The organism is Saccharothrix sp. NBAS 001 (assembly GCF_056640475.1).
Window position 1 is genome coordinate 2,235,043 of record NZ_CM153251.1, and the last position, 14,081, is coordinate 2,249,123.

General features: G+C 76.9%; 2 protein-coding genes (1 of these 2 running past the window's edge). Both read left to right on the forward strand.

What is annotated here, in order from left to right; all coding sequences use genetic code 11:
- Window positions 1-5,237 carry the 3' portion of a non-ribosomal peptide synthetase gene (locus tag AC0HI0_RS09450; protein ID WP_480931910.1) on the forward strand. 8,068 nt of this gene lie to the left of the window's left edge, so only the last 5,237 of its 13,305 coding nucleotides appear in the window; its start codon lies off the left edge, out of view; the stop codon is at window positions 5,235-5,237.
- On the forward strand, window positions 5,234-14,038 hold the full coding sequence (locus tag AC0HI0_RS09455; protein ID WP_480931911.1) for an amino acid adenylation domain-containing protein: 8,805 nt from the start codon (window positions 5,234-5,236) through the stop codon (window positions 14,036-14,038). The genes AC0HI0_RS09450 and AC0HI0_RS09455 overlap by 4 nt, the downstream gene beginning before the upstream one ends.
- The last annotated feature ends 43 nt before the right edge of the window (window positions 14,039-14,081 follow it).

Genomic DNA, 14,081 nt, shown 5'->3' on the forward strand with positions numbered 1-14,081 from the left:
CCGGGCTCGTGCTCCGCGCCCGCGAGGTGCTGCCGGACGCCGTCGTGCACAACCTGTACGGCCCCACGGAGGCGACGGTCGACGTCACCGCGTGGGACACCTCGGCGGAGGACGGCACCCGTCCGGTGCCGATCGGCCGCCCGGTGTGGAACACCCGCGCCTACGTGCTGGACGCCGCGCTGCGGCCGGTCCCGCCCGGTGTCACGGGCGAGCTGTACCTCGCGGGCGTCCAGGTCGCGCGCGGCTACCTGCGGCGGCCCGGCCTGACCGCCGCCCGGTTCGTCGCCGACCCGTTCGCCGCCGGGCAGCGCCTCTACCGCACCGGGGACCTGGTGCGCCGGGACGGCGGCGAGCTGGTCTACCTGGGCCGGGCCGACCTCCAGGTGAAGCTGCGCGGCCAACGCGTCGAGCTGGGCGAGGTGGAGCACGCGCTGCGGCAGGTCGCGGGCGTCACCGCGTCGGCGGCGGCCGTGCACGGCGGCACGCACCTCGTCGGGTACGTGACCGGCGAGGTCGACCCGGTGCGGGTGCTGCGCGAGGTCGCCGGGCACCTGCCCGCCGGGATCGTGCCCGCCGACGTGGTGGTGCTGGCCGCGCTGCCCGCCACCCCCAGCGGCAAGCTGGACCGCAGGGCGCTGCCGGCCCCCGACCGGACCGAGGTCGGGCAGCGGCCGGACGGCCCGGTCGAGACGGCCGCGGCGGACGCCTTCGCCGCGGTGCTCGGCGTCGCGGACGTCGGGGCGCACGCGGACTTCTTCCGGCTCGGCGGCGACAGCATCTCGTCGCTACAGCTCATCGCCCGGCTGCGCCGCGCCGGCCACCGGGTCACGCCGCGCGAGGTGTTCGAGCACCGCACGCCCGCCGCGCTGGCCCGCGTCGCCCAGCCGACCGGGGCGACCGGCACGGGCGTCCGGGTCGGCGTCGTGCCGCCGCTGCCGGTGGTGGCGGCGCTGCGCGGGCTGGGCGGCGACACCCGGCGGTTCAGCCAGTCGATGATCGTCACGACCCCCGCCGGCCTGACCCCGCCCGACCTCGCCGCGATCCTGGACGCCGTGCTGGCCGCCCACGACGTGCTGAGGTCCCGACTGGACCCCGGGTGGACGCACCGCGTGCTCCCGGTGGGTGAGGTGACCGCCGCCGACGTACTGCGTCGCGTCGACGGCGTCACCGAACCCCTGGTCCGCGAGGCGTTCGCCGACGCCGTCGCCGGACTCGACCCCGAACGCGGCCACGTGCTGCGCGCGGTGTGGTTCGACGCCGGCGCCGAACCCGGCCGGCTTCTGCTGGTGGCGCACCACCTCGTGGTCGACGGCGTCTCGTGGCGGATCCTGCTGGACGACCTCGCGCACGGCTGGGCCGACCTGCGCGCCGGCCGCCGCCCGGTGCTCGCGCCCGCCGCCACCTCCGTCATCGACTGGGCGCGGGCGCTGGGCGACCTCGACCGCGCCGACGACGAGCGCTGGGCGCGGGTGTCGGCGGGCAACCCGCGCCTGGGCGGCGAACCGGACGCCACCACCCACCCGAGGTCCGCCGTGGACACCGTCACCGTGGACCTGGCCGGCGACCGGGTGCTCACCGACCTGCCCGCCGCCGCCCACGCCAACGCCCAGGACGTGCTGCTCGCCGCCCTGGCCCTGGCCGTGGCCCGGTGGCGCGCCGCGCGCGGCCTGCCCGACGACGGGCTGGTGCTCGACTTGGAGGGCCACGGCCGCGACGAGCACCTGGTGCCCGGCGCGGACCTGTCCCGCACGGTCGGCTGGTTCACCACCGTCTACCCGGTCCGGATCGGCGGGGTGCACGGCGACCCGGTCGCCTGGCTCAAGGCGGTGAAGGAGCAGTTGCGCGGCCTGCCCGAGCCCACCGGGTTCCGCCCGGCGGGTGTCCGGCGGACGGTGCTGTTCAACTACCTGGGCAGGCTCGGCGGGCCCGCCGGCGCGGCCGACTGGTCGCCCGCGCCGGAAGGCCGGCTGCTCGACGGCTCGGTCGACACCACGACCCCGGTCAGCCACCCGCTGGAGATCAACGCGGTCGCCGTGCGGCACGACGACGGGCTGCGGCTGCACGGCGAGTTCGCGCACGTCCGCGACGTGCTGTCCGGCGACGACGTCCGCGACCTCGCCGAGCACTGGCGGGCCGCGCTCGCCGACCTCGCGGACGCGGTGCGCGCACCGTTCCACACGCCCTCGGACTTCCCGCTGGTCGCGCTGGACCAGTCCGATGTGGACGGTCTGGGCGAGGTGGCCGACGTGCTGCCGCTCTCGCCGTTGCAGGAGGGGATCCTCTTCCAGGCCGAGTTCGACACCCACGACGTGTACACCGTGGGCTACGCCTACGACCTGTCCGGCCCGGTGGACGCGGACCGGCTGCGCGCGGCGGGGCAGGCCCTGCTGGACCGGCACGGCAACCTGCGCGCGTCGTTCCGGCGGTTGCGCTCCGGCGCTCCGGTGCAGGTCGTGCCGACGTCCGCGACCCTGCCGTGGCAGGAGGTCGAGGTCGGCGACCCGGACGCGTTCACCGCCGGGTTCACCACCCGCGGGTTCGACCTGGAACACGGCCCGGCGCTGCGGGTGGCGCTGGTCCGCACCGGCCCCGACCGGTCCCGGCTGCTGGTGGCGCACCACCACGTGCTGGCCGACGGCTGGTCCGGCCCGCTGATCGCGGAGGAGCTGTTCGCCCGGTACGCGGGCACCCCACCGCCGCCCGCCCGGCCCTTCGCCGACCACCTGGCGTGGCTGGCGGGCCGCGACCGCGACGCCGCCGCGACCGCCTGGCGCGCCGCGCTGTCCGATGTGGACGGACCGACGCTGGTCGCCCCGGACCTACGCGACGCCGTGCGCCCCGAACGCGCGGCCGTCGAGCTGGACGGCACCCGCGTCGAAGCCCTCGCCACCCGGCTCGGCGTGACCACCAGCACGCTGGTGAACGTCGCGTGGGCGCTGGTGCTCGGCCCGCTGACCGGCCGCACGGACGTCGTCTTCGGCGTCACCGTGCACGGCCGGCCCGCCGACCTCGACGGCGCGGACCGGATGATCGGCCTGTTCATCAACACCGTGCCGGTGCGGGTCCGGATCGACCACGGCGAGTCGTTCGCCGACCTGGCGCGCCGGGTCGAGCGGGAGCGGATCGCGCTGCTGGACCACCAGCACGCCGGGCCGGCCGACATCCTGCGCTGGGCGGGCACCGGGCCGCTGTTCGACACCCTCGTGGTGTTCGAGAGCTACCCGGTCGACCGCGCCGCGCTGGCCGGCGCGGAAGCCGCGGCGGGCCTGACCGTCGACGCGGTGACCGGCTCGGACGCCACGCACTACCCGCTGACGCTGGTGGTCGTGCCGGGCGAGCGGCTGTCGCTGGGGCTGGACCACCGGCCCGGCGTGACCGACCCGCACGCCGTGCTGGAGCGCCTGGCGGACCTGCTCGGGACCGTCGCCGAGGACCCGGGCGTGCCGGTCGGGCGGATCCCGGCCCACGTGCCCGAGGAGCCGTTCGGGGACACCGTCGAGGTGCCCGCCGCGACCCTGCCGGAGCTGTTCGCCGCGCAGGTGCGGGCCACGCCCGACGCGCCGGCGGTGGTCGACGGCGACCGGACGTGGACCTACGCGCAGTTCGACGACCTGGTGGGCCGGCTCGCCGCCGGTCTCCCGGTGCGGCCCGGCGACCTGGTCGGGGTGTCGCTGCCGCGCTCGGCCGAACTGGTCGCGGTGCTGTACGCGGTGCACCGCAGGGGCGCGGCGTACGTGCCGATCGACCCGGACCACCCCGCCGCGCGCCGCGAGTACCTGGCCGCCGACGCCTCGCCCGCGCTGGTCGTCACACCGGAGTCGCTGACCGTCGCGGACGTTGCCCTCGCACCGGTCGGCGTGTCGCCCGACGCGCCCGCGTACGTGCTCTACACGTCCGGGTCGACCGGGCTGCCCAAGGGCGTGGTGGTGCCGCACGGCGCGGTGGTGAACCGGCTGTCGTGGATGGCCGCCGAGTACGGGTTCGGCCCCGGCCGGCGCACCCTGCTCAAGACCCCGGTGTCGTTCGACGTCTCGGTGTGGGAGCTGTTCCTGCCGTTGACCACCGGCGGCACGCTCGTCGTCGCGGCTCCGGACGGGCACCGCGACCCGGCGTACCTGGCGGAGCTGATCCGGGCGCAGCGGGTGGACACCGCGCACTTCGTGCCGTCGCTGCTGCGCCCGTTCCTGGCCGAGCCGAGCGCCGCCGGCCTCGGCCTGCGCACGGTCGTGTGCAGCGGCGAGGCGCTGACCGGCGACCTGGTGGCCAAGGCCCGCGACGTCCTGCCGGACGCCGTGGTGCACAACCTCTACGGCCCCACCGAGGCGACCGTGGACGTGACCTTCCACGACACGACCGGCGACGACCCGGACCGGCCCACCCCGCTGGGCCGGCCGGTCTGGAACACCGGCGTGCACGTGCTGGACGCGGCGCTGCGGCCGGTGCCGCCCGGCGCGGTCGGCGAGCTGTACCTGTCCGGCGTCCAGCTCGCGCACGGCTACCACCGCCGGCCCGGCCTGACCGCGGCCCGGTTCGTGGCCGGACCCGACGGCACCCGCCGCTACCGCACCGGCGACCTGGGCCGGCGTCGCGCCGACGGCGTGCTGGAGTACCTGGGCCGCACCGACCAGCAGGTCAAGGTCCGCGGCGTCCGGGTGGAGCCGGGCGAGGTGGCCGCCGCGCTGGCCGCGCTGCCCGGGGTGACCGGCGCGGAGGTCGTGGCGGGCGAGGTCGGCCTGATCGGCTACCTGACCGGCCAACCGCGCCCGGCCGCCGACCTCCGGGCCGCGCTGCGCGAGACCCTGCCCGAGGCGCTGGTGCCCGCCGCGTTCGGCTGGCTGGCGGAGTTCCCGCTCACCGCCAACGGCAAGCTCGACCGCGCCGCCCTGCCCGTCCCGGACCGGGAGACCGGCCGCGTCGAGCCGCGCACCGACCGGGAACGGGTGCTCGCCGCGTGCGCGGCGGACGTGCTGGACCTGCCCCGGGTCGGCGTGCTGGACGACTTCTTCGAGCTGGGCGGCGACAGCATCCGGTCGCTGCACCTGGTCGGCCGCGCCCGCACCGAGGGCTGGCTGCTCACCCCGCGCCAGGTGTTCGACCTGCGCACGGTCGCCGCGTTGGCCGAAGTCGCCGCACCGCTGGGCGCGGGGACCGAGCCCGCGCCCGCCGACGACGCACCCCTGGTCGACCTGACCGACGACGAGTTCGCCGAGTTCTCCGGTGATTGGAGCGTTTCTTGAGCACCGCCGCGCACGGCGTCCAGGACGTCCTGCCCCTCACGCCCCTCCAGGAAGGGCTGCTCCTGCTGTCCACCTGGGACGACGAGGCCACCGACGTCTACACCGTCCAGCAGGAGTACGACCTGCGCGGCCCGGTCGACGCCGACCGGGTGCGCGCGGCGGCGCGGGCGCTGCTGGAGCGGCACCCGAACCTGCGGGCCGCGTTCCGGGCCCGGCGCAGCGGCGAGACGGTGCAGGTCGTGCCGCGCTCGGTGACCGTGCCGTTCGAGGTCGACGACGTGGCCGAGGCCGACCTGCCCGCCGTGCTGGAGGCCGACCGCGCCCGCCGGTTCGACCCGGCGTCCCCGCCGCTGATCCGGTTCCGGCTGCTGCGCCTGGGCCCGCAGCGGCACCGGCTGGTGATCACCGCGCACCACCTGCTGGTCGACGGGTGGTCCGGGCCGCTGCTGGGCGAGGAGCTGTTCACCCTCTACGGCTCCGGCGGCGACCCGGCCGTGCTGCCGCCCGCGCCCGCCTACCGCGACTACCTGGCGTGGCTGCGTGGACGGGACCAGGACGCGGCGCGCGCGGCGTGGCGCGACCACCTGGCCGACCTGGCGGAGCCGACGCTGCTCGCGCCCGGAACCCGTGCCGCAGCGGGATTCCCGCACGAGAAGGTGTTCACGCTGCCCGCCGGGCCGACCGCGCGGCTGGCGCATTGGGCGCGGGCCAACCGCGTGACGCTCAACAGCGTCGTGCAGGGCGCGTGGGCGGTGGTGCTGGGCAAGCTCACCGCCCGCCGGGACGTGGTGTTCGGCACGACGGTGTCCGGCCGGCCCGCCGAGGTGCCCGGCGCGGACCGGATGGTCGGCCTGTTCATCAACACCCTGCCGGTGCGCGTCCGGCTCGACCCGGCGCGGACCCTGGCCGCGCTCGCGGTCGACGTGCAGGCCGGGCAGGCGGCGATGATGGACCACCACCACGTGGGGCTGGCCGCGATCCAGCGCGACAGCGGCCACGACGAGCTGTTCGACACGCTGGTGGTGTTCCAGAGCGCGCCCGCCGACGAGGCCGCGCTGCGCCGCGCCGACGAGGCCGCCGGGCTCGCGGTCGAACCGGTCGCCGTCCGCAGCGTCACCCACTACCCGCTGACCCTGGTGGCCGTGCCCGGCGCGGAGCTGTCGCTGGTCCTGGTGCACCGCCCCGACCTGGTGCCCGCCGACCTGGTGCGCCGGCTCGGCGAGCTGCTCGCCGACCTGCTCGGCACCCTGCCGGAGCGGCCGGACCGGCGGATCGGCGCGGTCGACCTGACCACCGCCGCCGAGCGCGAGACCGTGCTGGAGAAGTGGAACGCCGCCACCCTGCCGCGCGCGGGCGAGTCCCTGGTGGAGCTGTTCACCGCGCAGGTCGAGGCCCGCCCGGACGCCGTCGCGGTCGAGGACGGCGACCAGGTCGTCACCTACGCGCAGGTGCACGCGCGGGCGACCCGGCTGGCGCGGGCGCTGATCGCGCGCGGGGTCGGACCGGAACGGGTGGTCGGCGTCGCGCTCCGGCGCGGCCTGGATTTCCTGACCGCGATGCTGGGCGTGCACCTGGCGGGCGGCGCGCACCTCCCGCTGGACCCCGAGTACCCGGCCGAACGCCTGGCCCACATGCTCTCCGACGCGTCCCCGGTCCTGGTCGTCACCGACGCCGCGAGCGCCGAGCGCCTGCGCGGTCACGACGTGCCCCTGCTGCTCGCCGCCGACCTCGCCGCCGACCTCGCCGACGACGTCCCGGACGAGGCGGGGGAGTTGCCGCCGCCGCACCCGGACAGCGCCGCGTACCTGATCTACACCTCCGGGTCCACCGGGCGCCCCAAGGGCGTGCTGGTGCCGCACCGGGGCGTGCCGGACCTGGTGGCGATGTTCGCCGACGCGGTGCGCAGCGGCCCCGGCAGCCGCGTGCTGCTGTTCGCCTCGCCCAGCTTCGACGTGTCGCTGGCCGAGCTGTCCACGCAGCTGCTGGTCGGCGCGACGGCCGTGGTGGTGCCCGAGGACCAGCGCCTCGGCGACCCGCTGGCCGCGTTCGTCGCCGAACAGCGGCTCACCCACCTGTTCCTGCCGCCCTCCGCGCTGGCCACGCTGTCCGCCGGCGGCCTGCCGCCGGGCCGCACGATCATCGCGGGCACCGACGCGCTCACCGCCGAGCTGGTCGACCGGTGGAGCCGCGAACACCGGATGTTCAACGCCTACGGCCCCACCGAGGCCACGGTCAACTCGACGCTGTGGCGCTGCCGGCCGGACCGGCCGGTGGTCATCGGAGCGCCCGACCCGAACAAGCGCGGCTACGTGCTCGACGCCGACCTGCGGCCGGTGCCGCCGGGCGTGGCGGGCGAGCTGTACGTCGCGGGCGGCCTGGCCCGCGGCTACCACCGGCTGCCCGGCCTGACCTCGACCCGGTTCGTCGCCGACCCGTTCGGCCCGCCGGGCGGGCGGATGTACCGCACCGGCGACCTGGTGCGGTGGACGGCGGACGGCGAGATCGACTTCCTGGGCCGGGCCGACCACCAGGTCAAGATCCGCGGGTTCCGGGTCGAACTCGGCGAGGTCGAGGCGAACCTGACCGGGCGCGCGGGCGTGGCCGAGGCGGTCGCGGTGATCCGCGAGGACCAGCCGGGCGTGCGGCGCATGGTCGCCTTCGTGACGGCCGGACCCGGCGCGGAGCCGTCGCCGGTCGCCCTGCGCGCGGCGCTGGCCGCCGTGCTGCCGGACTACTCGGTGCCCTCCGCCGTCGTGGTGCTCGACCGGCTCCCGCTGACGGTCAACGCGAAAGTCGACCGGGGCGCGCTCGCCACGTCCTCGCGGTTCGCGCCCGACCTGAGCGGGCTGACCGGCCGCACCACCCCGCGCACCCCGGCCGAGCAGGTGCTCGCCGACGCGTTCGCGGCGGTGCTCGGGCTGGCGTCGACCGGCGTGGAGGACGATTTCTTCGGGTTCGGCGGCGACAGCATCCTGTCGCTCCAGGTGGTCGCCCGCGCGCGGGCCGCCGGGCTGCGGATCACGCCCCGCCAGGTGTTCGAGGCGCGCACGGTCGCCGCCCTGGCCGAGGTCGCGGTGCCGGTCGAGGCCGGCGGCCGGCCCGTGGTCGCGGCCGTCGGCGAGGTCGCGCCGACCCCGATGATCGCCGCGCTGCTCGACCGGGGCGGCGTGCCCCGGCGGTTCAGCCAGTCCGCCGTGGTGCGCACCCCCGCCGGGCTGGACGAGGCCGGGCTCACCGCCGTGCTGCAGGCGTTGCTGGACCGGCACGACGCGCTGCGCGCCACCTTCGACACCGCGCTGCGCATCCCGCCCGCCGGCGCGGTCGCCGCGTCGACCGCGCTGCGCCGGGTCGCGGTGCCGGTCGACCCGGACGACACCGCGATCGGCCGGGAGGCGACCCGCGCCGAGCGCGAACTCGACCCCGCCGCCGGCGTGGTGCTGCGCGCGGTGTGGTTCGACGTGCCGGCCGAGCCGGGCCGGCTGCTGCTGGTGGTGCACCACCTGGTGGTCGACGGCGTGTCCTGGCGGGTGATCTTCGAGGACCTGGCGCACGCGGCCGGCGGCGGCATCCCCGCCGTGCCGACGTCGTTGCGCGCCTGGGCGGCGAGCCTGGCCGAACGGGTCGCCGCGCACCGCGCCGAACTGCCGCACTGGCGCGCCGTGCTCGGCCCGCCGACCGGACGGCCGACCGACACCGTCGCCGACGCGGTCGAGACCTCGGTCTCGGTGCCCGCCGCCGTCACCGACCCGGTGCTGGCGGCGGTCCCCGCGCTGTTGCGCGCCAACGCCCAGGACGCCCTGCTCGGCACGTTCACCGCCGCGTTCGGCGCGGTGCGCGGCGTCGAGTCGGTCCTGGTCGAGACCGAGGGGCACGGCCGCGACGACGTCCTGGACCTGTCCCGCACGGTCGGCTGGCTGACCACCACGACCCCGATGCGGATCACCCCGCACGCCGACCCGGGCCGCCTGCTCAAGCACGTCAAGGACACCCGGCTGCGCGCACCCGCCGGCTACCCGCTGCTGCGCCACCTCACCGACGACCTCGCCGGCACCGGCCACCCCGAGGTGCTGTTCAACTACCTCGGCCGGTTCGGCGTGGACGCCGGCGGCGCGGAGGCGGACTGGAAACCCGGTCCCCGGCACGCCGGGCTGGGCGGCGACCTCGACCCGGCGGCCCGCGTCTCGCACGCCCTGGAGGTGAACTGCTCGATCGGCCCGGACGGGCTGCGCGCGTCGCTGCACCACGCGCCCGGCGCGTTCACCGCCGAACAGGTCCGGGCGATCGGCGCGGAGTGGGTCCGCGCGCTCGTCGGCCTGGCCGCGCACCTCGCGCGGCCCGGCGTCGGCGGCCCGTCCGCCGCCGACTTCCCGCTGCTCGACCTCACCCAGGACGACGTGGACGAGGTCGCCGGTCCCGAGGTGGCCGACCTGTGGCCGCTCTCGCCGTTGCAGGAGGGCATGCTGTTCCTGGCGTCGTTCGACGGCGACGCCCTCGACGTCTACACCACCCAGCAGGTGCTCGACCTGAGCGAGGTCGACCCGGACCGGCTGCGCGCGGCGGCCCACGCCCTGCTGGAACGCCACCCGAACCTGCGCGCGGGTTTCCGCTACCTGTCCACCGGCCGCCCGGTGCAGGTCGTGCCGCGCGCGGTCGGGCTGTCCTGGCGGGTGGTGCCCGGCGACCAGGTGGAGCGGGCCGTCGCGGTCGAGCGGTCGACGCCGTTCGACCTCGCCGAGCCGCCCCTGGTCCGGTTCGTGCTGGGGGTCGGCCCGTCGGGGTGCCGGCTGCTGATCACCAGCCACCACGTCGTGCTGGACGGCTGGTCCGCGCCCCTGCTCGCGCAGGAACTGCTGGACCTCTACCGGTCCGCCGCCCCGCCGCCCGCCCGGCCCTACCGCGACTACCTGCGCTGGCTGCGCGACCGCGACCGGACGGCGTCGGCGCGGGCGTGGGGGACCGCGTTCGCCGGGCTCGACGGCCCGACGCTGCTCGCGCCGCCGGGGATCGGCGCGCCCCGGTCGCTGCCCGGCAAGAGCACCGCCGGGCTGTCCGAACCCGACACCCGGCGGCTCACCGCGTGGGCGCGCTCGGCCGGGCTCACCCTGAACACCGTCGTGCAGGGCGCGTGGGCGCTGCTGCTGGGCAGGCGGACCGGACGCCGGGACGTGGTGTTCGGCGCGACCGTGTCCGGCCGACCCGCCGACCTGCCCGGCGCGGACCGGATGATCGGGCTGTTCATCAACACCCTGCCGGTGCGCGTCCGGGTGCGGGCCGCCGAGCCGCTGCGCGCGCTGCTCGCCCGCGTGCAGGGCGAGCAGGCCGAACTGCTCGACCACCAGCACGTGAGCCTGGCGGAGGTGCAGCGGCAGGCCGGGCACGGCGAGCTGTTCGACACGCTCGTGGTGTTCCAGAGCTACCCGGTCGACGCGCGGGCGCTGGGCGAGAGCCAGCGGGGCGCGGGCGTCCGGATCACCGGTGTGAGCGGCGAGGACGCCACCCACTACCCGATGACGCTGGTCGTCTCGCCCGGTCCGACGCTGGAGCTGATCGTCGAGTACCGGACCGACGTGTTCACCGGGCCGCAGGCCGAGGCGCTGGCCCGCGCGTTCGCCGACCTGCTCGCGTCGGTGCCGGACGTGGCCGACACCCCGGCCGGCCGGGTGGACGTCGAACCCGCGTCCCGCGACGGCTGGGACGGCGTGCCGCTGGAGGTACCGGAGACCACCGTCGTCGGCCTGTTCGAGCGGCACGTCCGCCGCACGCCCGACGCCGTGGCCGTGGCGTGCGGCGACCGCGTCCTGCGCTACCGGGCGCTCGACGCCCGCGCGAACCGCCTGGCCCGCCTGCTGGTGTCGCGCGGCGCGGGCCCGGAACGCGTTGTGGCACTGCGGTTGCGCCGCTCGGAGCGGTTCTTCGTCGCGCTGCTCGCGGTGCTCAAGTCCGGTGCCGCCTACCTGCCGCTGGACCCGGACCAGCCGGACGGCCGGACCGCCGAGATGCTCGCCGACGCCCGGCCCGTCGTCGTGCTGACCGAGGGGTGCCCGGAGTTCGCGGAGTCCGAGGCGTTCCCGGACACCCCGCCGACCGACGCGGACCGGATCGCGCCGCTGCGGCCCGACCACCCGGTGCACGTCATCTACACCTCGGGGTCGACCGGCCGGCCGAAGGGCGTGGTCGTGCCGCACCGGGGCGTGGTGAACCTGTTCCACAACCACGACCGGGACGTGCTGCGGCCCGCCGCGGCGCGGGCGGGCCGGCCGTTGCGGGTCGGGCACAACTGGTCGTTCGCCTTCGACGCGTCCTGGCAGCCGACCCTCGCCCTGCTCGGCGGGCACGAGCTGCACGTCACCGAGGACGACGAGCGGGTGGACGCCGACGCGCTGGTGGCGTTCCTGCTCGACCGGGGGATCGACTTCGTCGAGCTGACCCCGTCGCACCTGCGGCAGCTGGTCGCCGCCGGGCTGACCGCCGGCGACCGCCGCCCGCCGGGCGTGCTCGGGGTGGGCGGCGAGGCCGTGCCGCCCGCGCTGTGGGCGGGGTTCCGGGACTCGCCGGACGTCGAGGGGTTCAACTTCTACGGCCCCACCGAGGGGACCGTGGACGCGCTGGTGGCGCGGATGGCCGACGCCGAACACCCGGTGATCGGCCGGCCGGTCGCGAACACCTCGACCCGCGTGCTGGACGACGCGCTGATGCCGGTCGCGGACGGGGTCGCGGGCGAGCTGTACCTGGCCGGGCCGCAACTGGCGCGCGGCTACCTCGGCGCGCCCGGCCTCACCGCGTCCCGGTTCGTGGCCGACCCGTTCGGCCCGCCCGGCACCCGCATGTACCGCACCGGCGACCTGGCGCGCCGCACGCCGGACGGGCACGTGGAGTTCCTGGGCCGGGTGGACGACCAGGTGAAGGTGCGCGGCCACCGGGTCGAGCCGGGCGAGGTCGAGGCCCGGCTGACCGCGCACCCGGACGTGACCGACGCGGTGGTGCTGCCCCGCGCGGACGACGGCCCGGTGCGGTTGGTCGGGTACGTGGTGGCCGACCCGGACCGGGTGGACGGCCCGGCGCTGCGCGCGCACGTCGCGCTGACCCTGCCGGACTACCTGGTGCCGGCGGCGGTCGTCGTGCTGGACGCGTTGCCGGTGACGCCGAACGGCAAGGTCGACCGGGCGGCGCTGGCGGCGGCGCGGTGGGCCGCGCCGGACTTCGCCGGGCTCGCCGGCGGCGTCGGGCCGCGCACCCCCGACGAGGCGGCGCTGGCCGCGATCGTCGCCGAGGTGCTGGGTCTGCCGTCCGTGGGCGTGGAGGACGACTTCTTCGCCCTGGGCGGCGACAGCATCCTGTCGATGCAGGTGGTCGGCCGGGCCCGGAAGGCCGGCCTGCGGCTGACCCCGCGCCAGGTGTTCGAGGGGCGCACGGTGGCGGCCCTGGCGGCAGTCGCCGCGCCGGACGCCGGCCGGGTCCGGGCCGAGGTGCCGGCGACCGGGCGGTTCCCGGCCACGCCGATCATGCTCGCCCAGCGCGAGCGCGGCGGTCCGCTGGGCCGGCTCAGCCAGTTCGCGGTGCTGCGGGTGCCGCCGGCGGTGGGGGAGCGGCGGCTGGTGGCCGTGCTGTCGGCGGTGCTGGACCGGCACGACGTGCTGCGCGCCCGGCTCGACGCGGACTGGTCGGTCGTGGTGGCCGCGCGCGGCGCGGTGGACGTCGGCCGGCTGGTGCGCCGGGTGGACCTGTCCGCCCGCCCGGACGGGCACTTCGCCGACCTGTTCACCACCGAGTTCGCCGAGTTCGAGCGGACCGTGCGGGAACTCGACCCGTTCACCGGTGACGTGCTGCGCGCGGTCTGGTTCGACGCCGGCCCGGAGCGGCCGGGCCGGCTGCTGCTGATGGTGCACCACCTGGTGGTCGACGCGGTGTCGTGGCGGCCGTTGGCCGAAGACCTCGCGCTGGCCGGGCGGTGCGTGGCCGAGGGGCGCGCGCCGGAGACCCCGGAGGTCGAGGTGTCGTTCCGGGAGTGGGCGCTGCGGCTCGACGCGGCGGTGGCGGACAAGCGCGCCGAACTGCCCTACTGGCGGGACGTGGTGCGCGACGCGGACATCCGCCTCGCGGACCGGCCGCTGGACCCGTCGCGCGACACGATCCGCCGGGGCCGCAACGACACCGTCGCGGTCGGGCCGGCGACGACGGCCGCGCTGCTCGGCGAGATCCCGGCGGCGCTGGGGTGCGGCGTGCAGGACGTGCTGGTCGCCGCGCTGGCGTCGGCGGTCGCGCGGGCGCGCGGCGGGCGGGTGTTGCTGGTCGACGTGGAGGGCCACGGCCGCGAGGAGCGCCTGGTGGACGGGCTGGACCTGTCCCGCACGGTCGGGTGGTTCACGTCGCTGCACCCGACCAGGGTCGAGGTCGCCGGCGGGGTCGCGCGGACCGCCCGCCGGGTCGGCGCGGCCCGGAAGTCGTTGCCGGACAACGGCATCGGCTACGGGCTGTTGCGGTACCGGGCGGGCGAGCCGCTGCCGTCGGGGGAGGTGCTGGTCAACTACGTCGGGCGGGTCGACGTCGGCGACGCCCGGCAGCCGGCCGGCCGGGACGGGGACTGGCTGCCCGTCCAGGGTGACAACGCGTTCGGCGGCGACGTCGACCCGGACGCGCCCGCGACGCACGCGCTCACGATCAACGCGTCGGTGAGCGGGGACGTGCTCACCGCTCAGTGGTCCTACCAGCCCGAACTGCTGCCGACCTCGGTGGTGCGGCGGGTGGCGCGCGAATGGGTGCGCAATCTTGATCGACTGGTGACGAACCGGGAGAACCGGTGAGTTAGGATAGCCTTGCCTGAATAGGCGACCGATGTACTTCCCC